This window comes from Lysinibacillus sp. OF-1 (assembly GCF_028356935.1).
GTDB classification, from domain to species: domain Bacteria; phylum Bacillota; class Bacilli; order Bacillales_A; family Planococcaceae; genus Lysinibacillus; species Lysinibacillus fusiformis_D.
This window is the reverse complement of the sequence record NZ_CP102798.1, coordinates 3047296-3068701: the sequence shown is the minus strand read 5'-3', so window position 1 is coordinate 3068701 and position 21406 is coordinate 3047296. Positions and strand designations below refer to the sequence as shown.

Annotated in this window: 30 protein-coding genes; 25 read left to right on the top strand and 5 right to left on the bottom strand. The window is 38.0% G+C overall.

What is annotated here, in order from left to right; all coding sequences use genetic code 11:
- Positions 1-110: 110 nt before the first annotated feature.
- The 12 genes from NV349_RS14935 to NV349_RS14880 all read left to right on the top strand — a co-directional run bounded on the left by NV349_RS14935 (position 111) and on the right by NV349_RS14880 (position 10140).
- Positions 111-3110, top strand: a complete 3000-nt coding sequence (locus tag NV349_RS14935; protein ID WP_271910385.1) for a phage tail tape measure protein — start codon at positions 111-113, stop codon at positions 3108-3110.
- A complete protein-coding gene (locus NV349_RS14930) occupies positions 3103-3318 on the top strand; it encodes a tail protein X (protein ID WP_271910383.1) in 216 nt (71 codons plus the stop codon). The genes NV349_RS14935 and NV349_RS14930 overlap by 8 nt, the downstream gene beginning before the upstream one ends.
- The gene (locus NV349_RS14925) at positions 3315-4328 is read left to right on the top strand and encodes a phage late control D family protein (RefSeq protein WP_271910382.1); all 1014 of its coding nucleotides are present in this window, start codon (positions 3315-3317) and stop codon (positions 4326-4328) included. The genes NV349_RS14930 and NV349_RS14925 overlap by 4 nt, the downstream gene beginning before the upstream one ends.
- Entirely contained in the window at positions 4328-4525 is a 198-nt protein-coding gene (locus tag NV349_RS14920) for a hypothetical protein (RefSeq protein WP_271910381.1), read from the top strand. The genes NV349_RS14925 and NV349_RS14920 overlap by 1 nt, the downstream gene beginning before the upstream one ends.
- Before the next feature lie 10 nt (positions 4526-4535).
- On the top strand, positions 4536-5210 hold the full coding sequence (locus NV349_RS14915) for a phage tail protein (RefSeq protein WP_271910380.1): 675 nt from the start codon (positions 4536-4538) through the stop codon (positions 5208-5210).
- On the top strand, positions 5211-5519 hold the full coding sequence (locus tag NV349_RS14910; RefSeq protein WP_271910379.1) for a hypothetical protein: 309 nt from the start codon (positions 5211-5213) through the stop codon (positions 5517-5519).
- Positions 5503-6633 (top strand): baseplate J/gp47 family protein, encoded by a 1131-nt coding sequence (locus tag NV349_RS14905; protein WP_271910378.1) that lies wholly within the window; start codon positions 5503-5505, stop codon positions 6631-6633. The genes NV349_RS14910 and NV349_RS14905 overlap by 17 nt, the downstream gene beginning before the upstream one ends.
- The gene (locus NV349_RS14900; RefSeq protein ID WP_271910377.1) at positions 6626-7273 is read left to right on the top strand and encodes a phage tail protein I; all 648 of its coding nucleotides are present in this window, start codon (positions 6626-6628) and stop codon (positions 7271-7273) included. Before NV349_RS14905 ends, NV349_RS14900 begins: the two co-directional genes overlap by 8 nt.
- Before the next feature lies 1 nt (position 7274).
- Positions 7275-8522: a phage tail protein gene (locus NV349_RS14895; protein WP_271910376.1), complete on the top strand. Its 1248-nt coding sequence runs from the start codon at positions 7275-7277 to the stop codon at positions 8520-8522.
- A gap of 15 nt (positions 8523-8537) precedes the next feature.
- A complete protein-coding gene (locus NV349_RS14890) occupies positions 8538-8798 on the top strand; it encodes a hypothetical protein (RefSeq protein WP_271910374.1) in 261 nt (86 codons plus the stop codon).
- Between the two features lie 233 nt (positions 8799-9031).
- Positions 9032-9421, top strand: a complete 390-nt coding sequence (locus NV349_RS14885) for a phage holin family protein (RefSeq protein ID WP_271910372.1) — start codon at positions 9032-9034, stop codon at positions 9419-9421.
- Positions 9418-10140, top strand: a complete 723-nt coding sequence (locus NV349_RS14880; protein WP_271910371.1) for a peptidoglycan recognition protein family protein — start codon at positions 9418-9420, stop codon at positions 10138-10140. The genes NV349_RS14885 and NV349_RS14880 overlap by 4 nt, the downstream gene beginning before the upstream one ends.
- Before the next feature lie 48 nt (positions 10141-10188).
- On the opposite strand, the gene NV349_RS14875 is transcribed toward NV349_RS14880, so the two are convergent.
- The 3 genes from NV349_RS14875 to NV349_RS14865 are packed head-to-tail and all read right to left on the bottom strand — an operon-like array spanning position 10189 to position 11626.
- On the bottom strand, positions 10189-10572 hold the full coding sequence (locus tag NV349_RS14875) for a helix-turn-helix domain-containing protein (RefSeq protein WP_271910370.1): 384 nt from the start codon (positions 10570-10572) through the stop codon (positions 10189-10191).
- A complete protein-coding gene (locus NV349_RS14870; protein WP_271910369.1) occupies positions 10569-11237 on the bottom strand; it encodes a hypothetical protein in 669 nt (222 codons plus the stop codon). The genes NV349_RS14875 and NV349_RS14870 overlap by 4 nt, the downstream gene beginning before the upstream one ends.
- Complete coding sequence (locus tag NV349_RS14865) at positions 11237-11626, bottom strand: hypothetical protein (protein WP_271910367.1); 390 nt, start codon at positions 11624-11626, stop codon at positions 11237-11239. Before NV349_RS14865 ends, NV349_RS14870 begins: the two co-directional genes overlap by 1 nt.
- A 421-nt stretch (positions 11627-12047) precedes the next feature.
- Here NV349_RS14865 and NV349_RS14860 point away from each other — a divergent pair, with 421 nt between their 5' ends.
- The 3 genes from NV349_RS14860 (at position 12048) to NV349_RS14850 (ending at position 13200) form a co-directional block, all read left to right on the top strand.
- Complete coding sequence (locus tag NV349_RS14860) at positions 12048-12269, top strand: transcriptional regulator (RefSeq protein WP_271910365.1); 222 nt, start codon at positions 12048-12050, stop codon at positions 12267-12269.
- Complete coding sequence (locus NV349_RS14855) at positions 12266-12622, top strand: YhjD family protein (protein WP_271910364.1); 357 nt, start codon at positions 12266-12268, stop codon at positions 12620-12622. Before NV349_RS14860 ends, NV349_RS14855 begins: the two co-directional genes overlap by 4 nt.
- A 95-nt stretch (positions 12623-12717) precedes the next feature.
- Entirely contained in the window at positions 12718-13200 is a 483-nt protein-coding gene (locus tag NV349_RS14850; RefSeq protein ID WP_271910362.1) for a hypothetical protein, read from the top strand.
- 100 nt (positions 13201-13300) lie between these two features.
- Here NV349_RS14850 and NV349_RS14845 read toward each other — a convergent pair whose 3' ends face one another.
- Positions 13301-13876: a hypothetical protein gene (locus NV349_RS14845; protein ID WP_271910360.1), complete on the bottom strand. Its 576-nt coding sequence runs from the start codon at positions 13874-13876 to the stop codon at positions 13301-13303.
- 86 nt (positions 13877-13962) lie between these two features.
- Entirely contained in the window at positions 13963-14166 is a 204-nt protein-coding gene (locus NV349_RS14840; protein ID WP_271910359.1) for a helix-turn-helix domain-containing protein, read from the bottom strand.
- A 160-nt stretch (positions 14167-14326) separates the two neighbouring features.
- Between NV349_RS14840 and NV349_RS14835 the strand changes: the two genes are divergently transcribed.
- The 10 genes from NV349_RS14835 (at position 14327) to rpsU (ending at position 21310) form a co-directional block, all read left to right on the top strand.
- Positions 14327-14542 (top strand): hypothetical protein, encoded by a 216-nt coding sequence (locus tag NV349_RS14835; protein ID WP_271910357.1) that lies wholly within the window; start codon positions 14327-14329, stop codon positions 14540-14542.
- A 203-nt stretch (positions 14543-14745) separates the two neighbouring features.
- Complete coding sequence (locus tag NV349_RS14830) at positions 14746-16041, top strand: FtsK/SpoIIIE domain-containing protein (RefSeq protein ID WP_271910356.1); 1296 nt, start codon at positions 14746-14748, stop codon at positions 16039-16041.
- A gap of 4 nt (positions 16042-16045) precedes the next feature.
- Positions 16046-16573, top strand: a complete 528-nt coding sequence (locus NV349_RS14825) for a replication-relaxation family protein (protein WP_271910354.1) — start codon at positions 16046-16048, stop codon at positions 16571-16573.
- A 13-nt stretch (positions 16574-16586) separates the two neighbouring features.
- Positions 16587-17120, top strand: coding sequence for a hypothetical protein (locus NV349_RS14820; protein WP_271910353.1), 534 nt, complete (start codon positions 16587-16589; stop codon positions 17118-17120).
- Positions 17121-17287: 167 nt separating this feature from the next.
- Positions 17288-18637, top strand: a complete 1350-nt coding sequence (mtaB, locus tag NV349_RS14815; protein WP_271910351.1) for a tRNA (N(6)-L-threonylcarbamoyladenosine(37)-C(2))-methylthiotransferase MtaB — start codon at positions 17288-17290, stop codon at positions 18635-18637.
- A 351-nt stretch (positions 18638-18988) separates the two neighbouring features.
- Entirely contained in the window at positions 18989-19660 is a 672-nt protein-coding gene (deoC, locus tag NV349_RS14810; protein ID WP_036121676.1) for a deoxyribose-phosphate aldolase, read from the top strand.
- A gap of 125 nt (positions 19661-19785) precedes the next feature.
- Positions 19786-20010, top strand: coding sequence for a spore coat associated protein CotJA (locus tag NV349_RS14805; RefSeq protein ID WP_101966494.1), 225 nt, complete (start codon positions 19786-19788; stop codon positions 20008-20010).
- Complete coding sequence (locus NV349_RS14800; protein WP_058844755.1) at positions 20007-20270, top strand: spore coat protein CotJB; 264 nt, start codon at positions 20007-20009, stop codon at positions 20268-20270. The genes NV349_RS14805 and NV349_RS14800 overlap by 4 nt, the downstream gene beginning before the upstream one ends.
- A gap of 25 nt (positions 20271-20295) precedes the next feature.
- The gene (locus tag NV349_RS14795) at positions 20296-20865 is read left to right on the top strand and encodes a manganese catalase family protein (RefSeq protein WP_036121670.1); all 570 of its coding nucleotides are present in this window, start codon (positions 20296-20298) and stop codon (positions 20863-20865) included.
- Between the two features lie 271 nt (positions 20866-21136).
- Positions 21137-21310, top strand: coding sequence for a 30S ribosomal protein S21 (gene rpsU, locus NV349_RS14790; protein WP_004227078.1), 174 nt, complete (start codon positions 21137-21139; stop codon positions 21308-21310).
- The last annotated feature ends 96 nt before the right edge of the window (positions 21311-21406 follow it).

The window sequence follows — 21406 nt, the reverse complement described above, 5'->3', positions numbered from 1 at the left end:
CAATTAGGTAGAAGTGTTCCTGGTAGCATGGAATTTTGGGTGAAACAAAGTGTAGGTGAGTTGAATGCCTGGTTAGAGGCATTTGGCGAATTGGAAGGAGCTGATAGTTAGTGTCGAGAACATTTGAAACTACAGTTCAAATAAACGGTGCTATTGGAAGCTCTTTAACTTCATCTTTTAGAGGTGCTACAACCAGATTAAACGATTTAAGTAGTAGAGCGAGAGCTGTACAACAAGAAATGAATCGTTTAGGTCGTGATTTTAGGCAAGGGACTATTCACCAATCACAGTATGCTGAGAGCACGGCTAGGCTGTCTCGTGAATTAAGGCAACTCGAAAATAGCCAAAGGCGTATTACGGCTTTAAAGAGTACATTTAACAATGGCATGAATACAGCAAAAATGGTTGCAGGAGGCGCAGCTGTTGGTTCAGCTTTCGCCGCCACAGCTGTTGCTGCATCATCATTAAACACAGCGTCTGATTTCGAAGCTCAAATGGCTAAAGTAGGTGCAAAAACAGAAGCTACGCGAGCGGAAATGAAAGCTTTAAATGATGAAGCTTTGAAATTGGGAGCTAGCTCAAGCTTATCTGCATCACAGGTAGCAGTCGCTATGGATGAACTTGGTGCCAAGGGTTTTGACGCAAATAAAATCATTGCTGCTATGCCAGGGCTGATAGCTGCTACAGAAGCGAGTGGGGAAGATTTAACACTTGTATCAGATGTAGTTACATCAGCTATTAATGCGTATGGCATGGAAGCATCCGAGGCTAGTCGCGTTGCGGATGTTATGGCCATGAGTGCTAATAAAACGGCTGCTGGCGTTGGTGATTTAGGTTACTCTTTTAAATATGCTGCACCAGTAGCAAATACTTTAGGGATTAAGCTTGAAGAATTAGCAGCTGCCACAGGTATGTTAGTTGATAAGGGACTCGCGGGTGAACAAGCGGGGACAGCACTGCGAATGTCTTTAGTTCGTCTTTCTAGTCCTCCTAAGGAAGCAGAAAAAGCGTTAAAGGCGCTAAATATTTCAGCAGTCGATTCCAATAAGAAATTTAAAAGTTTAACTCAATTATCAAAGGATTGGGAAAAGGCTACAGCAAAGCTTTCGGATACTCAAAAGGTCCAATATGCTTCCACTATCTTTGGTACAGAAGCGGCGACGGCCATGATCAGTTTATTTGCATCTGGTCCAGCAAAGCTTAATGACATGACAAAAGCACTTGAAAATAGTGGTGGTGCTGCAGCAAAAACAGCTGAGATCATGAAAGACAACTATGCAGGTGCCAAGGAGCAAATGTTTGGTGCGCTTGAATCTGCTCAAATTGCATTTGCTACTCCATCTTTAGATGTATTAAAGGAAACGTTCGATGGTATTGCCTCATTGATTGAAAATAATATGGGAGGAATCGAAAAGGCTGGTAAAGCAACTGCAAAAGTTCTAAGCGATATTACCGCACCATTTCATGCGAAACCAATTAAACCAAAAATAGAACCAAACATGGACCCTGCAGATGCCCAAAAAGCTATAAATCAATATAACAAAGAACTTCAAAAGTATGAGTTGTTTAGTAATATGGATGTGGGCGAAAAAGTAGAGTACATGTTAAATACAGCCATTGAGAAAGTAGAATCTTGGTTATCTGGTTCAGGTGGCGAGGCAATGGGGCGGATTTTTACGCAATTGGGAACAATTGCAGGAAAGGCGTGGATTGCAGGGCTAACTGGAGCGGCAAATGGGGCGGTTTCGAGTGCTCTTGATGGTAATTTTAGCGGAGCACTAGGGCTAGGTGCAGCAGCTTGGATGATGGGTGGAGGAACACTTGTTAAAGGGGCAATTGGTGCGGGTAGATGGGGTAAAGATTTGTATAAATCTAGACGTTCAGCAAATCGTTCACCGTCTACAGATACAAACGCACGATCTACAGCGACGGCAAGTCCGGCACCATCCAATTCAGGAAGTAATGGTGGTAGTATTGGGCCGAGTCAAACAGGCACGATTACGCCATATGGTGGTGGTACAACACCAACAACACCAACAACAGCGACAGCAAGTCAAACACCATCTCCTAACGGTAGTGTGGGGCCAAGTAGAACGGGTACGATTACACCGTATGGCAGTGGAACAGCACCGACAACAGCAACAGCGAGTCCAGCGCCCTCTCGCGGTGGTAATGTAGGTCCGAGTAGATCAGGAACTGTCACACCATATAGATCAACTTCGACACCACCAACACCACCTACGCCTGTTGCGGCTACTCCTAGGACAGGTGGTACGTGGAGTAAGATAAGTAAGGCGGGCGGTAGAGCTATGTTGCCGCTGAGCCTTGCTATGGATGCGTATAGCATTTATAAATCCAATGACAAAGTAAAGGCGACAGGGGAAACGGCTGGAGGTCTAGCGGGCGGTCTAGGTGGCGCTAAATTAGGTGCTGCTATTGGAACGGCCATTGCACCAGGTGTTGGTACAGCTATAGGTGGTTTGTTAGGTGGAGCTGTTGGATATGTAGGCGGTAGATGGTTTGGAGGCAAAGCAGTAGATACAGTGAGAGGTAGTAGTGAACCTAAAACTACAGCTGTAAGTAAATCTGAACCGACACCAAGTAAGGCACCAAGTACAAGTGCTGATGCTACAAAAGGTCTTGATACCACGGCTTTAAATACATCTGCTACTAAATTAGCGACTACGTTTGATACTACAAGTACAGCTGTCACAGCCATATCAATCAATGCGAAACTAGTCGATCAAAACATGTCACAGCTAGCAACAGGGATTGGACAAGCTAGTACAACGGTGGGAAGCTCTTTCACATCTTTACAAACTAGTGCGAGTATTACAGCTGCTAACATGGGCAATTTGACAATGCACACTGGTCAAGTTAGTACCTCATTTGTTACATCGTTTTATTCGTTGAAAACAGCTACTGATCAATCAACTACTAACATGTCCACGCTAGCATCCGTTATCGCGAACGCCACTGGATTGTTTGGTAGTATGCAAGGTATTCAAACGGCTACTCAAAATGTGATTGCTGAATTAAATAATCTAGCTTCACGTATTAAGAACGCGCCAGTACCTGGTGGCACATCTAGGAGGACGCAATATGAATAGTTACGAAACTACCCAAGGCGAAACGTGGGATTTAATAGCATACAAATTGTGGGGAAGCGAATATTTGCTTCCTCTTTTGTTTGATGCAAATCCTCAATTCAAAGACACATTGATTTTTAATGGTGGGGTTGTGTTGAACGTTCCTGATGTTCTGCTTGAAGATGTGACAGAACGGCCAGAGTGGTTAGGGGAGGATGATGAACTATGAATGTAAAGCTTGCTAAAAGTACACGGCTCAATATTCTTTACAACCATCAAAATATCAATGAAACGTTAAGTAAACACCTAATTTCTTGGACATATACGGATAATTTATCAGGAGAGATTGATGATTTGAATATTGAACTAGAGGATACAGAAGCCTTGTGGCTAGGAGAATGGTTTCCGTCAAAAGGATCTCTTATTCAAGCTGAAATTGAGAAACTGAATTGGGAAGGGGATTCGTTTAAACAGAAAATCGGAAAGTTTGAAGTAGATACGATTAGCGGAAATGAATCAACCATAACCATCATGGCTTTGGCCACGTCCGAGAAGTCGAGTTTACGTGGAGAGCATAAGAGTAAAGCTTGGGAAAAAGCAAAACTAAAAAGTGTATTTAATGAGGTTGCAAATAGAAATGGTATGAAGCTTGTATGGCAATCATCAGAAAACCCTACAAAAGATCGTTTTGAACAGGATAACGAAACTGATTTGGCTTTTATTTACCGCCTGTGTAAAGATGAAGGACTTTGTTTAAAAATCGCTAATAACAGTATTGTCGTTTTGAATGAACAGGATTATGAGAAACAAGAAGCTAAGTACTATATTAGGCGTAAAAGTAAAGAAACTGACATAATTAAAGTGATTGAGCGCAGCTTTACAAATACATTAACGGACACATATAAAGCTTGCAAAGTGACCCATACAGTAAAGAAGAAAACCACTTCGGCTACATTTACACCTAAAAACCCACCTAAAACTGGACGCGTATTAAATGTGAAGCAAGAGGTGAAATCGCAAGCAGAGGCTTTGCGAATAGCTAAGAAAAAGCTTCGAGAAAAAAATAGGGAGGCTACCACTGTTACATTGAAAGTATATTCGTTAGTCCCCTTGCATGCAGGTATGACATTCAACTTAGTGGAGTTTGGGAAATTAAATGGTAAATACATTGCTTCAAAGGTGACTCAAAATGATTTGTATACTACTTTACATTTACGTAGATGCCTGGAGGGATATTGATGTTAGAAGAATGCCAAGTTGTGAATGTTGATCCTGTGGCCAGAACTATCCGTGTGAAACGTTTAGAAAGTAATGATATGGTGTCAGGAGAAATACAGGTGTTTAAAGATACAACATTACCAGAAATAAATGCATTTGTTGTCTGTTCTTTCTCTAATGGCAAAGACAAAAGTTATATGTTAGGTGAATTAGAATAGAGGTGATTTTATGGCCATAATCGCAACCTTTGGGGATTTAGTGTTTGAAGTGTCGCAAAATAAAATCAACACATTCGACAATCTAAATAGGATTACGGAAGCTAGATATACTAAGCATGCCATTAAACATCAAAAACCAATTTTAGAGTTTGATGGACCAGAAGTTGATCCGATTACGTTTGATATGATACTTCGAGCGGATTTAGGTGTAAATCCTGTTAAAGAGCTGGAAAAATGGCGTGACTATTTAAAAAAAGGGAAAAGAGCTGTACTGATTATAGGGAATCGCCCTTTTTCGAACAATGCATTTGTGATAACCAAAATTAACGAAAACTATAAAAATATCGATAACCGTGGGAATGTGCTTAGTATCGAAGCAACGGTAGATATGATGGAATATCCAATCACAATAAAAACAACCAAAAAAACGACTCAAAGTACAGCTAAATCTTCAAATGCTAATAAAAGTGGCAACACATCAAAGAAAAAGACAGGCACCATTACAATAGCGGTGAAGTCAGTTAATATCCGAAATGGACCAGGTACAAATTATAAAATCCTTGGCTGTGCATTTAAAAATAATACATTGACTGTGTATGAGAAAAAAGGCGATTGGTATCACCTTGGAAGCGGAAAATATATAACGGCTAGTAATAAATATTCTACGTTTAAAGGGGTGAGTTAATTGTATGAAATAGAAGCAATGAAAGAAATAGATTATGGAGCGACAGGTGTGCAGGAGATACTGCAGAATGTCGCTTTTATTATGTCTACTGTTGCAATGGACTGTCCTTTAGATCGTATTTTTGGTATAGAATCAGTGGTCGATAAGCCTATTACAATTATTAAAGCCATTTATAGCGCAAGGGTTGTTGAAGCAATTAGTCGTTATGAACCAAGGGCAAACGTAGAAGCAATTGAGGTCAGTGGCGTAGCGGAACAAGGATTAGTCAAAGCGAAAGTGCAGGTGTCTATCAATGGCGAATCGATTTAATTTACCTGATATAACGTTTTTTGATAAGTCACCTGACCAAATTGTCAGTGAAATGCTGCAGCATATAAACGATAAAACAGGACAAGAATTTCAACGTGCTGATCCAAGACGGAAGCTCGTTGAATCATTGGCCGTTTTTGTATCATTTGAACGAAATCGAGCTGAACATGCGTTGAAACAAAATCTGTTGGCGTATGCATCGGACGATATGTTGGATTTAAAAGGTGATGAGTTAGATACACCAAGATTAGAAGATAAAGCAGCTACCACAGTAATAGGATTTAATTTAGAGGCTACTAGAGGTGTGGCCCTGCCAATACCACAAGGGACAAGGGTAAAAATTGCAGAGGTGTATTTTCAGACTAACAAGATTGCTGTTGTGCCCATTGATACTAATTACATTGAATTGCCAGTAACTTGCACAGAAGTAGGTGAAATCGGCAACGATTATTTACCTGGTGAGACAGTTACACTGGTTGATCCTTTACCCTATGTTAAGTCAGTTGTTAACACGGTTATTTCAAGTGGTGGTGCAGAAATAGAAGAAGATGATCCGTATGCGGAGCGTATCCGATTGGCTCCTGAGAAATTTTCAGTGGCTGGTCCTGAGTTGGCTTATAAATATTACGCATTGACATCTAGTCAAGACATAGCAGATGTGGAGGTAGATAGTCCTTCACCAGGCGTGACGCGAATTGTTGCTTTGCTTAAAAATGGGGAGATTCCTACACAACAACACTTAGATAAAATCTTGGCCATTTGTTCTGCAGAGAACATAAGACCTCTCACTGACAATGTAATAGCGACTATTCCTAAAGTACAAAATTTTGATTTGGAAGTACAGTATTGGCTACCAAACAGCAAAGCAACGGTAGCAGATGAGCTCATGCAGAAAATCGACACTGAATATCAAACATATTTGATTTGGCAACGGTCCAAGCTTGGGCGTGATGTCAATCCGAGTGAAGTGGTGAAAAGGTTAAAAAGTACAGAATCAGAAAAATTAGCAGAGCGTGTGGAGATAATTGGGGTGAACTATACAGAAATTGAAAAGACAAAAATTGCAGTTGCGAATGAACCAAAGTTAACGTTTATGGGGTTCATTGATGACTGATCTAACAAAACTATTACCCTATTCTTTACAAAACGATCCCTTCACAGTTGCTTTAACTGAAGCTTTTGAAATTCAAATTACACAGTTGTATGACGAGTTCAGAGCTATTTCAAATCTATATTTATTAACTAATGCACCGAGCTTGCTAGTCGACTTTTTAGCCTATGAGAAACATGTTGATTTTTACGAAGGGCTTACACTGGAAGAAAAGAAAAACGTTGTAAGAAATGCTTTGCATGTGCATCGAAAAAAAGGCACGAAATTCGCTTTGTTACGTGTATTTGAACTACTGAATTTGCAAGGACGTATAGAAGAGTGGTTTGAATATGAAGGTGACCCTTATTATTTCAAAGCGCGTATAGACGTATCAGATAAGGGTGTGGATGATACCACAATTAGACTTTTAGAACGTTTAATAAAAACGTACAAAAACAATCGTTCCTGGCTTGAAGTGTTGGATATTATTCTAACTTCAAAGCAAAATAAGGTCCACGTAGGGACAGCTACTTTAACAGGCGAGGAAATTGTTGTTTATCCACACGCTGTTACAAATCTATCAACAAATGCGAAGGTTAGGGTTGCGGCTGCTAATACAGCAAATGTAGAACGACTAACACTTTATCCGAAAGGAGGAAATTAAAGTGAGCGAAAATTTTTATACTATACTCACAAATGCGGGTTTAGCAGCGATTGCCAACGCTGTAATTAATCAAACACAAGTAAATTTCGCAAAGTTAGGAGTAGGAGATGGGAATGGTGCCTATTATACGCCCACACAAGAGGCTACAGCCCTTCGTAATCAAGTGTGGATTGGCAATATATCTTCTGTTACCGGTGATACAACTAACCCGAATTGGGTAAATGTCGAAACAGTAATACCAGGAAACGTGGGTGGTTTTGAAATACGTGAGCTCGGTATTTTTGATGACAATAATGTTTTGTTGGCCATTGGTAAATTACCATTAACGTACAAGCCTAACTTTGCTGAAGGGAGCTCCAAAGATCTCTATATCAAAGCTATTTTTGAAGTCACGAATGCAAGTGCAGTTACTCTAAAAGTTGATCCGTCAGTTATTTATGCTAGTAAAAAGTATGTAGATGACAAAGTATCTGTGGTTGTTTCTGGTCTAGAAAATGTGCAACAACAACTTAAAAATCATGAAGTCGATTATGTGAAGCATCCTTTTCATACAACACCGACGTTTGCGTCGAATGTATACAGTGTCACGCTTGGTAATGTAATAGCTGACTACGTAGACGGTATGGGTCTGGTACTTAAGTGTCCGACAGCTAGTACTAGTAATGTTGTAATTAAGGTTGGTAGTCTGCCGCAAAAAGTGGTACTAAATTCTAATGGTGCCCTAGTTAAGAATTTTAAAAAAGATGCTATTTATACTTTGCGATACAATGCCACAGTTACAAATCCCGCAGTATTCACAGGTACAGGGGCTTTTATCTTACAGGGTGAAAGTGAGGTGGAAATAGGGCAACAAATCATTAAACCTTCAACGACTAAACAGACTATTCTTAAAGGGTTACATGATGGCACTGGGTATGTCGAAGGGGATTCTAATTTAATTGCTAGTAATATCATAGCAGGTAAAACGATATTCGGTATTACAGGTAATGTACAACCTAAACAGTTTAGGACTTTTAGTATTTATGGACAAGATGCTGCTGTAAAACTTGAATGGGATTTTCCGTTTACCACAATTGTTATTAATAATAGTGCACAATCTTATAATGTTTATTTATCAGAATTACCAAGCGGGCAATATTTTGGTGGTGGGAACTATATGCCCGGTTTCCCTATGTCTCTTAGCCCAACGTCAATAGAATCATATTTCTATAAAAATGGTGGTTGGTATACTGTAAAAGTTTATGGATAAGAGGAGGTTTTTATATTGAAAACATTAATTATATATGATACAGATGGTGTCATAATTTCATTAAGTAGTTCAACACAAGAATTACGACAACCTAAAGGTATACCATTCATGGTTATTGATACACCTCAAAATAAACAGGTGGTAGGGGTAGACGTTTCAGATGTACCTCATAAACCTATTTTAATAGATATACCTAAAAGTGCAGAACGGGAACAGATAGATGCTTTGACACAAGCTGTTGCAGAATTATCTCTATTAGTTGGGGGTGGTGCATAATGTTTAATGCCCTTAGTGGATTGGTTATTGTATGGGTTGGGTTAGTTAAAAAGGGTACTTACGAATTAGAACAAGTTCCGAATATCAGCAATCTAAAAGAGGTTGTATCGAATCAGATAAACGCAGCATAAGCTAGCGTTATTTTTTATGCCCAAATTCCCAAGCGTTTGGGATTTTGAATGAAAAAAAGAGGCTCGCACAAAAGCGGCCTCTAGTGAAAAGGGAGATTTCATATGGACATTACACAAATTATTCAACACCCTATTTTGGTTTTAGTACCAAAACCGATTTACTACATGTTTGCTGCTTACTTTTTATTCAAGATGCTCGACTTCACAACGGGGCTACTCAAGACTTGGAAAGGAGTAGTGAACTATAAATCAGCAATAATGCGTGATGGTATTATTCGCTGGATAGGAGAGCTGGTTGCGATTGTCTTTGTATTTGCTTTAGATATGATGTTTGGGCTTGAGTTTTATTTAACAGGCTTCACGCTTGCGTTATTTTTATATAAAGAAGGCGGAAGTATTGCGGAAAATCTGCAAACATTAGGTGTGGATATGCCAGGTATAGTCGATGACACAATCGAAAAATTTAATAAAAAAGAAGGTGGTCGCAAATGACGTATTCTGTAGAGAAACGGCTAATGACGGGATTGCCAAACTTACGATTAGATGCTGTTAAGTATGTCATTGCCCATGAGTCAGGTAATGGTAATAATACAGGTCCAAATGCTTTAGAAAATGAAATTGCCTATATGAACCGTAATAAAGCAAATGCATTTACGTCTCATTGGGTAGGTGGTGGGGGACGTATCGTACAAATTGCGCCTGTTAATCGCGTGCAATATGGTTGTGGTCCTAAGGGTAATCCACTAAGTTATGCGCAAGTAGAATTAGCACGTACCAACGATAAAGAACAATTTAAAAAAGATTATGCAGCTTATATTTGGCTATTAAGAGAGCTTGCAAAAGAGGCTGGAATACCTGTTGTCCTTGATGGGGCAGGAAACGGTATTAAGTCACACCGTTGGATTTCGGACAATCTAAAAGGTACAAACCATAGAGATCCATATTCGTACTTAGAAAGTATGGGGATTTCGGAGGCACAATTCAAAAAGGATATTATCAACGGCTTGGACAAACCACAACAAATAGTAAAGGATGATGACACAATGAAATTTACAAATGAAACAACTAAAGCTGCTGTACGTGACTATCTCAAACAAGCAGTAGATAAAAAGCTTATTGATAAGTCGCATCTAGATAAATTTGACGCCGGTACTTTAACTGGAGGAGATTTTGAAGGATTGAAAATTATCATTGCACAACGAAGTAAATAATTATCAACGCCCAGGTACTCATTAATTTGAGCCTGGGCTTTGTTGCTTTTATACAGTTACGCCAAATTCCGATTCAAGCACTTCAATAAATCCAGGATCTTCTTCTCTGGCACGTTCAATATATAATTCAATGTATTCTTGATTGTCGGAAAACTTTTCATCGTTTACTGACTCACGCAACTCATCATCCATGTATCCAGCTAATACATCAAGTTCCAATTCTTTGCTATCTAAAATTACTGTGTTCATTTTAACAACCTCCATATAATAATCATTTAATTTTTCAGCTAATGAAAATCTTATGTTGTCTAAGTTAGCTTCACCATTCCATAACCTACGTACCGTATTTTCTGGTAATCCAGCCTCTTTAGCGATTCTATATACTGATATATCGCTAGACATAAGTTTTAATATATTTTCTCTCATTGTCATTTTTCTGTATCCTCCAAAGAATCAATATATGGTTTGTGATAATGTTCCTCAGCTTTTTTTCGTGCGATTTTAGCTTCTTCAAGGGTATCAAATCTCCCTAAATATATAGTCTTTCCTTTAATAGAAATCATCGCTTTATATTTTTCTGTCCCATTTTTTAAAGGAACAAGGGATACGCCTTTTACACCAGTTTTATTATCAATTCTGGCTTTACGAGTTAGCGTAGGAATAATAACGCCATCGACAGTCAAATCTGTTTGAAGTTTTTGTTGTACCTGTATTCCAGCATCAACCCTAGCACAACCACAAGAAGTTGTAGTTCCTAGTAACAATTTGTCAGTAGAGACATTGGTTAATTCTCCACAATCACATTTGCATTCCCAAACTATTTTTCTGTTTATGCGTTTATCAGTAGATTGCACTACCGTTAGTTTTCCAAAACGTTTTGATACCAAATCTTTACTATTTGAAATAGATGCTTTCTCTTTTCGAACACAACCACAAGAAGTAGTATGGTTATTACGCAAGTTTGGTTGTGTGACAACAACAACTCGTTCATTACCGCAATCGCACTTACATTGCCATCTACGTGTATAACCTTTGCGTTCTACTTCTTTAATTACTGTTAAACGACCATATTTTTGACCTGTTAAATCAAGTGTCATTATGCAACCAACTCCATAACTTCGCTTTCGTTCAATTCAACTAATCGACCATTGCGTACAGTTGCATAGTAACGAGTGTTTACATTGTTTACGTCGTAAACTTTGCCTTCTTCAAGTGTGTAAACTTTGTTTGTTTCTAATTCAACACCTCGGAATTGGTTAATGAAGTTACGTTCGAATTTAAATTTCGCGTGTGTACCAACGATTTCAGCTACCCAAGATTTGTATTTACGAGAACCGGATACTAACTCGACTGTTACTGAAACTGGTGCTTTGATTTGAGCCCAAGCTAATTTTAATGCTTCTGCAAAATAAGATTTTATTGACCCACCAAATTGAGTAGCACCTTTACGAGCGATTTCCCAAGCCTTTGTCATAACGTTTTTCATAACTGCCATCTCCTTTGCAACCGTTATCGGTGTTATTCGTTAAGTTAAATATACCACCGTTATCGGTGATAGTCAATCGTTTTAAACATTTATTTTTTATGAATACAAAAAAGCAGACAGCCATAATGACTATCTGCTTAAATGCAACATGAATAAATCAATAAATTAACTTTTCATGTCCCCCTATCTCTTGGACCCATCGCCAAGAGACTTTGCAATTTCAGTATATAGGATTATTTTGTAAAATACAATATAAAAATGGAACTTTCAATTTATAGATTATGAAATAATCGGTCTAAGTTTTTTATTTCCACAATTTACACTTGATAAAACACAAACGTTTGTTCTATCATGAATACAAACAAGTGTTCTAGCGTAGATTAACAAATAGGAACATTTCGCGTATTAGGAGGAAACTGCGATGAGAGAACAACTGATTAAAGTTATGCAACGCAAACAATTAGTGAACATGATGTACGTATCTAAAAATGGATCTGTAACAAAAAGACATATCAAGATTATTAAAATAGTTGGTGATTCATTTCAGGCGTATTGCTTTAATCGACAGGCAAAACGCACATTTATGATCGACAGCGTATTGGCAGTTGTTCCAATCTTTCCAAAAGAGCGTGAGGTCATATGATTAGTTTCGAGCAACGTAGACTATTACACAAATACGTTGTTTATGATATGGCTGTTCAATCCCTGCAGCGTGATTACAAAGTAATTGAAAACCTAAAATTAAGCAAAGTGTATTTGCCAATTTTAGATAAGCTTTTAGACGACATATCCCAAGAGTGTTACAACGCTAAAAGATTGCTGGCAAAAGATAAAATAAAAGTTGTAAGGTGGGTAAAGACTGATGAATATTTTAGCGATCTTGTCATTACAACTCCAGGAGAAGATCAAGTTTTTACCTATGCTAATATGGCACTAAAAACACAAGTAGAAAATTTATTAATCAGTCACCAAAATAAAGACCAGGCGCTCGATTGAGTACCTGGTCAATTTAAGCTTACAGAAGCTGTTGGTATATTTAGTAAATCAGAGTATACTTTATAAATAAATACATAATTAGGAGCGATGAAGCGATGGTTAAAGCCTTGAATTGCCCAAACTGTGCTGCAACTTTTAACCCTCAAGACTCAATGTGTGAGTACTGTGGTAGTTACATAATTACGTCAGAAACAAAACAAACTAATTATAGTTTAAATGAGTTCAAACCTACCTATAAAAAAATCTTCTTTCATGAGATAGAAATGCAGGAAAATGAGCTGCCTGTTCGTTCAGGCTTGGCCAACTTGTACTATAGTGCGACACGTTCAGACGGTGGCCAGCTATTGCTTACAAACAAACGTTTAATTTTCTGCGCTCACGCTTTGAATATTAATCCGAACCTTTATTGGGAAATGAAAATAAGTGAAATAGATCGTACTGAAATGGGCTTGAACCTTCTTATATCGCAAAGAATCAATATTTATGATAAGAAAAATAATAAAACGGTGTTTGTTGTTTATGGAGGGAAAAGTTGGATAGCAGAAGTTGAAAGGGCTGCGGGATTTATAAGAGGATAAAGAAAAATCAAGAACCAGGTGTTAAGGTGCCTGGTTCTTCCGTTATTTTTGTAGACATTGAGATCTATTGGAAAGGCAATGTAAAAAGTTTGTTGAAATCTTAATCCCATAATTCCATTGTTTCTCCAAAGCTTTTTACTTCAGGTGTAACAAAATCAATATCAGATGCAGCAAGAACCAAATCGGCCATTGGTGTTATATCGTCTGGTTTAAATTTTGTAGTATGAACTGTAAATTGCGAAACTTTTATATCGTTTACCCTTATCAATATTGCAATTGTATCGGCTCCTTGTATATCATCTTGTTCTAAAAAATCGAAGGTCTGAGTTAGAACGTTTAATGTCCCCAGACCTGCCTGAGAATCATTTGCTAAATCAATTTTCAAAGTAATATGTTTTGTAAGTTCTCTTGCATCGTCAACTTCAACATTTATAGCATGCTCGAAAACAGAAGTATCAATTACAGTTCCTGATTTATCCTTCTTATCTAGACTATTCTCCTCGACTATAAGACTATCATCTTCATCTTTAAGATTATCTTCTACATTATCTTTCTCAATAATAGTGTTGTCTTCTGCTTCAATAGTGATTTTCTCCTCTTTAGGCTCGGTCTTTTCTTCTCCACATGCTGTAAGTAATAGTACAGACAATGCTCCCATGTATACTAATTTTTTCATTTGTAAATACCTCCCTTTATATTTCCATTTTAGGAAATTTCGCAAAGAAAGTATACAAAAAACAGACAACCTTATTTAGTTATCTGTTACTTAATCTCAAACATTTCGTTCATATCTGTAATTTCAAGAGCTTGTAGAACTTTGGTGATGTGTTCACGATTAATTGAGGTTCTTCTATTAGTTGCAATTTCACTAATCACTGTACGTGTTAATCCTGTCTTTTCTGCTAATTCCACTTGTGACATTCCTCGTTCGTTTAACACTTCTTTTAATTTTACTGTTAGTTCCATGATTTCACCTCTTTAATTATATTCTCCTTAAATCCCATTATACACAAATCCATAAATTTAATAAATATTTTTATTAAATACTTGAATTATTAAATTTGATAATTTATACTCAAATCAACAAATAACTAAATTATTATATTTATTTATGGAGGGGTTCAACATGCATATTTACGTAATCCATTTAATGACAAAGAACGGAAACAAAAGCAAAGGTACAGCAATAGTAGTGGACACAGGTTATAAAAAACTAGAACGTGCTCAAAGTGTTTTAAAGAATATTGGATTTGAAATGGTCGATGAAACTAATTTTAGAAGGTTAACTGGATCTGGTAGTGAGCAAAATGCTCAAATTGTTAAAGTGCATTTTTATGATTAGGAACAACGGAAAATAAGGTGATTTTTATGCTCACATGTATACCTAATCCAATGCCTGATTAATTGCCATGTGAGTATTGAAGTGGGTATAGACGAAATGCTTTAGCATCAATAATTTCAGCCATGTTTTTAATGCCCATAATAAGCAACTCTTACTACGTAAGAGAACCGTGACGCTGATGAAATTAAAGAAGGGATGAAAGTGTGCTGTTTGAAATTTTAACGACTTCATTAATGGGTGGAATTGCTCTGAAAGCTTTCACAAAGAGTAGGGGTTTACCTTCGAATGATTCAGGAAAAATCCAGAGGATTATGTCGCTGTCTGGTTTAAATGTTCGTGATGGCAAGGATACATTAACCACACAGCTTGTAAAAAAGAAACAATGCGAATGGGGGTGGGAATACCGTTATCGAATCCCTTTAGGTCGTTCATTTGCAGATTATGAAGCCAAGCAGCAAGTCGTTGAAGATGGTCTTAACAATCGTCGGAAAAATATTACCTTTAATGACTTACGACAACTGAATTTTAATAAAGACCTTCTTATACAGTTGCAAGAACTGTGGAAGACAAAGCTTACAGAACAAAAAGAAATTGAACTGTCGTATGACGGTCTATTAATTGTGCGCGTGTATGATAAGCCATTAGCAAGTGAAGTAACATTTACACCAGGTCAAGGTTGGAGAGTGCCTGTAGGTGTCACTAGAGAGCGTAATGAGTATAAGTATCATGACTTTGAAATGGTTCCTCATGTCGTCTTAGGTGGTGCGACTCGATACGGCAAAAGTAACTTCATCAATTCAACTATTTGTAGTCTGGTGCAATGTGAACCAGAGCACACAAACCTTTATCTAATTGATCTTAAAGGCGGAGTGGAATTATGCGACTATGAAAATATCAAACAGACGATTTCTATTGCATACGAACCTCACGAGGCCCTCCACACTTTACAGCTGGCATATGACCAAATGCGGAATATACAACGTGAATTAAAGCGCAGAGGAAAGAAGAACGTACAAGTGGCAGGCATAAAGGAACGTTACTTTGTAGTCATTGATGAAGTAGGCGAATTGAATGTAGCAGAAGCAGTGACGAAAGAAGAGAAACGATTAAAACTAGAATGCCAAACAATCATGAGTCAAATTGCAAGGCTAGGTGCTGGACTTGGTTTCAGGCTAGTTGTAGCCACTCAATATCCTGTAGGTGACGTTATCCCTCGCCAGGTTAAACAAAATGCTGATGCCAAGCTATGTTTCCGTGTACAGTCAGGTGTGGCTTCAAGGGTCGTACTGGATACAGAAGGGGCAGAGACATTGCCAATGATTAAGGGCCGTGCAATATACCAAACAGCAGATAAGCGAGAAATACTTCAAACACCACTAATCACACCACAAATTATCCACGATACTATTCAACCTCACATTATCGAGAAAGGGGAGCGCGTTGAGGAAACAGTTATCCAACCGAGACGAACAGATACTGTTACTTTTGAAGAAGTTTGATTTTATGACGCGTGATCAACTCAGTCGATATTTTAACCTTGGAAAGAAACGTAATACAAATAGAGTCCTCCACGATCTATCCAACTATCTATCATCCATTCGAGACGGATACGAAACAATCTACTATTTAAATAATCTAGGACGGCTTTATGTTGACTGCGAGAAGATACGTAAAAAGGGTGGCCATGTACAACATACCATCATGCGTAATGAGTTTTGGCTGTTTTATAAGTGTCCGAGGGATTGGAAAAATGAAGTCAAAATATCAGACGGCACTACCAGTATCATTGTGGACGGTATGTTTTCAAGGAATGGTTTTCAGCATTTTTTAGAGGTCGATAACCTTCAGACCATGAAAGAGAATCGCGAGAAGATTAAACGGTATAAGGAGCTCATGCCAAGCCTTTTGAAGCAATTAGGCTATTACCCATCGCTTGTATGGCTAACCACAACAGAATTGCGTAGGCAACAGCTAGAAGCATCATGTGGAGGACTAAAGTGCAAGGTGTACACATTAAACGATATTCAATAAGGGAGGAATATAGATGTTCAAAAAACGTATTAAAACAGAGGTTGTTCCAGCAAGTGAGTACACGGATTATAGTGATCGTTTCCATGGAGATGAAAAGTATGCAACTTTAAGACACGTAGCTATGGCTGCAACTATACCCTCCACAGTTGCAGTAGGAACAGGTTTATTTATGTTCAACAAGTTTAATGGAGCTCATTCCTCCACAATAACGCCTGTAACTGCTCCAGTTCAACAACCTATATTGGAGCCAATTGTAGCACAAATACCTTCTGCGATACCTGTTAATACTTTTCCTCAACAAACAGGCATAATTGCAGATAAATCACTTGAAATACTAGCAACAGCATTAGATCCTGTCGTTCAAATATTAGTAGCGATTAGTTTTCCGGTAGCTTCGGTAATCATGGTAGGGGCTTGCTTTTGGTTCATGATTGGTAATTCAGAAAAAGCGTGGAATGCCATTATGAATGCAGGTTTAGGATACGTTTTAATAAACCTTAGCCCAATAATCCTACAAATTTTAAAGCAAATAGGAGAGGCAGTGTAAAAGAATAACTAGGTCACGGCGAGTGAACCTAGTCGTTTTAAAAAATCTTTAAAGTTCTGATTTTAAAAGGATTGTGTTATTATAGTTTTCGTATCTAAAATAGGAACACGAAAAATATTAAATAAGTAAACACAATGTAAAGTGAAGTTGAAAGGATGAAATATACTATGAGTGAAACGCTTCCTAAAACCGTATCTCTGTATACTTTAGGTTGTAAAGTAAATCATTACGAAACAGAAGCAATCTGGCAACTGTTCAAAGAAGATGGCTATGATCGTACAGAGTTTGATCATCAAGCAGACGTTTATGTCATTAATACATGTACAGTTACCAATACTGGAGATAAGAAATCTCGTCAGGTGATTCGTCGCGCAGTTCGACAAAATCCTGATGCTGTTATTTGTGTAACGGGATGCTATGCACAGACATCCCCAGCTGAAATTATGGCGATTCCTGGCGTAGATATTGTTGTAGGAACACAGGATCGTACGAAATTATTAGGCTATATCGATCAATATCGTTCAGAACGACAACCGATTAATGCCGTACGTAATATTATGAAAAATCGCGTTTATGAGGAATTAGATGTACCAGCATTTACAGACCGTACACGTGCTTCCTTAAAAATACAAGAAGGCTGTAACAACTTCTGTACATTTTGTATTATCCCATGGGCACGTGGCTTAATGCGTTCTCGTGATCCCCAAGAAGTATTACATCAAGCCCAGCAATTAGTTGAGGCTGGCTATCTTGAAATTGTTTTAACGGGTATTCATACGGGTGGCTATGGACAAGACTTAAAAGATTATAATCTTGCTCAGTTACTACGTGATTTAGAGGCTAATGTAAAAGGCTTAAAGCGTCTTCGTATTTCGTCCATTGAAGCTAGTCAATTGACGGATGAAGTCATCGAAGTCCTTCGTGAGTCGAAGATTGTCGTTAATCATTTACACATTCCAATCCAATCGGGTTCTGATACGGTGTTAAAACGTATGCGTCGTAAATATACAATGGAATTTTTCGGGGAACGTTTAACGAAATTACATGAAGCTTTACCAGATTTAGCTGTAACATCTGATGTTATTGTTGGTTTCCCAGGTGAGACAGAGGAAGAGTTTATGGAAACGTTCAACTTTATTCGTGATCATAAATTCTCTGAACTACACGTCTTCCCATTCTCTCCACGTACAGGTACACCAGCTGCCCGCATGGAGGATCAAATTGATGAAGACATTAAAAATGAGCGTGTACACCGTCTGATCTCTTTAAATGACCAACTGGCAAAAGAATATGCATCTCGTTTTGAAGATCAAGTATTAGAAGTGATTCCTGAAGAATTTGTGCATGATGGCAGTGAAGAGCAAGGTCTTCTAACAGGTTATACTGATAATTACTTGAAAATCGTATTTGAAGGTCCAGAAAGTCTGATTGGACAGCTTGTAAAAGTAAAAATTACACAAGCAGGCTATCCACACTCACAAGGACAATTTGTACGTGTTTTAGAAACAGTTAATTAATATGCAAAGGGTTGCCTGCTTTTGAGGCAATCCTTTTTTATTGGATGAATATTCCACTTTTCTTGTTATAATGAAGAAAATCAAACTGAGAGAGTAGAAATGAATGTGACGAGAGAAGAAATAGAAGAGGATATATCAGTCATTTCTAAGCTTACTGAGCGTTTATCACGACTGGCATAAGGAAGGGTCAGAAAAGCCATTCACTGCGGATTTTCATTTAGTAGAGTTTCAAAAAACAATGACATAGCATTTAATGAATAATTGGCTAAGAAAGAAATTAGACGGCAACGAGAAAAAATGGTATGATTCGAAGAGGTACGTACATCTTGCTTAATGAAGGAGCGTTTAACAATGGAACAAAATTTTGCGCGTATGATTGATCATACATTATTAAAGGCTGAGGCAACAAAGGAACAAATTGAAAAATTATGTGCAGAAGCTAAGCAATTTAACTTTGCTTCAGTATGTGTCAATCCAACATGGGTGAAGCGTAGTAGCGAATTATTGCAAGGGTCAGATGTTTTAGTTTGTACGGTTATTGGCTTCCCACTCGGTGCCAACACACCAGCAGTGAAAGCATTTGAAGCAAAAGATGCGATTGCTAACGGTGCAAAAGAAGTAGATATGGTCATTAATATCGGTGCGTTAAAAGATAAAAACTATGAGCATGTACAAGCTGATATTGCAGCAGTTGTAGAAGCGGCTAAAGGCAGCGCACTTGTGAAAGTGATTATTGAAGCATGTTTATTAACAGATGAAGAAAAAGTGAAGGCATGTGAGCTAGCTGTGGCAGCAGGTGCTGACTATGTGAAAACATCAACAGGTTTTTCAACTGGTGGTGCAACAGCAGAAGATATTGCTCTTATGCGTAAAACAGTAGGTCCTGAATTGGGCGTAAAAGCTTCAGGTGGCGTTCGTAGCCTAGAGGATATGAAAAAAATGGTAGAAGCTGGTGCTACACGTATTGGAGCAAGCTCTGGTGTTGCCATTATGAATGGCTTAATTGCTGATTCCAATTACTAATTTTAAAGCCATAAGCTCTTGCACAGATTTGCATGAGCTTATGGCTTCTTTGTGTTGAATAAACATAATATTTTTTTCCGCACATATACTCCACTGATGAATGTGAAGACAGAAAGGAGGATGCCATGTTTACACAGTATAAGGCTTGGAGACCGTATATTAGCCCTTTTGATCCTTGTAAGCCTATCGAAGTAAAATACTTTGCTACACCACCACAATTATATATGGGTTTTCAACCACCTGGACTACCACAATTCCCAACCCCACGAGAAGCTCTAATGGCAGGAACACTTTGGCCACAGTTATTTAGCCCGTATCCATTTCCCCTAAAAAGGAGGGGTGAAGCATGACTAAAAAGATGCCGCCTGAATTTTATAAGCAATTAGAAGAAATACAGGCAATTGATTTCGTCATTGTGGAATTAAACCTCTATTTAGACACCCATCCACACGATTATGATGCCATCCAGCAATTTAATGAAAATACAGAGAAAAGCATGAAGCTTAAAGTTGATTTCGAACAGAAATATGGACCGCTCATGAATTTTGGAAGAAGCTATTCGAATTACCCGTTTAATTGGATTGATACGCCGTGGCCATGGCAGGTCTAATCAAAAGAACTAGGAGGAATAATTTTTGTGGTATTACGAAAAAAAGCTCCAGTATCCGGTAAAAGTTAGTACATGCAATCCAATGCTTGCTAAGTTTTTAATTGAGCAATATGGAGGAGCAGATGGGGAACTGGCAGCAGCCCTTCGCTATATGAATCAGCGCTATACCATACCAGACAAAGTGGTAGGGCTCTTAACTGATATAGCAACGGAGGAATTTTCACATTTAGAAATGATTGCCACGATGATCTATAAGCTAACAAAAGATGCGACACCTGAAATGCTCAAGGAGGCTGGTCTAGGCGACCATTATGTAAATCATGATCGTGCTTTATTTTATCAGAATGCTTCAGGGGTACCATTTACAGCATCCTATATTCAGGCTAAGGGTGATCCTATTGCAGATTTGTATGAGGATATAGCTGCTGAGGAAAAGGCGCGTGCCACCTATCAATGGATTATTGATTTATCAGATGACACAGATTTAAATGATAGCTTAAAGTTTTTACGTGAACGGGAAATTGTCCATTCCCAGCGTTTTAGAGAGGCTGTTGAAATTTTAAAAGATGATAGAGATCAGAAGAAAGTTTTCTAAAAAGTGGCTGGCTGGATCAAGGGGGACTTGAAACAGCCTTTTTGTTTGTCAATAAATCATGTTTTACTAGAAGGAAGAATAAATATTGGATATATTGCTAGCTAAATACAATTTGAATAAGTTAACAAAAATAAAACCAAAAATTCACTTGATAATTTCGCACACTTTCTATTGACCATTATTAGACAATACGATATAATTTTTTAGTACACAACAGAAGGTAATTTGCCTAATTGTGTATTGACGTGTGTTCGGAGGGAGGGAAAGAGAGATGTCAAAAACTGTCGTTCGCAAAAACGAATCGCTTGAAGATGCTCTTCGCCGCTTCAAACGTACTGTATCAAAAAGTGGTACAATTCAAGAAGTTAGAAAGCGCGAGTTCTACGAAAAACCTAGCGTAAAACGTAAAAAGAAATCAGAAGCTGCACGTAAACGTAAGTGGTAATTTAATTTCCCATTAAAAATCCCTACGTTCATAACACGCAATTGTATGATTCACTGAGCAGACAAAATTATACCTGAAATTAATCACATGGAGGAT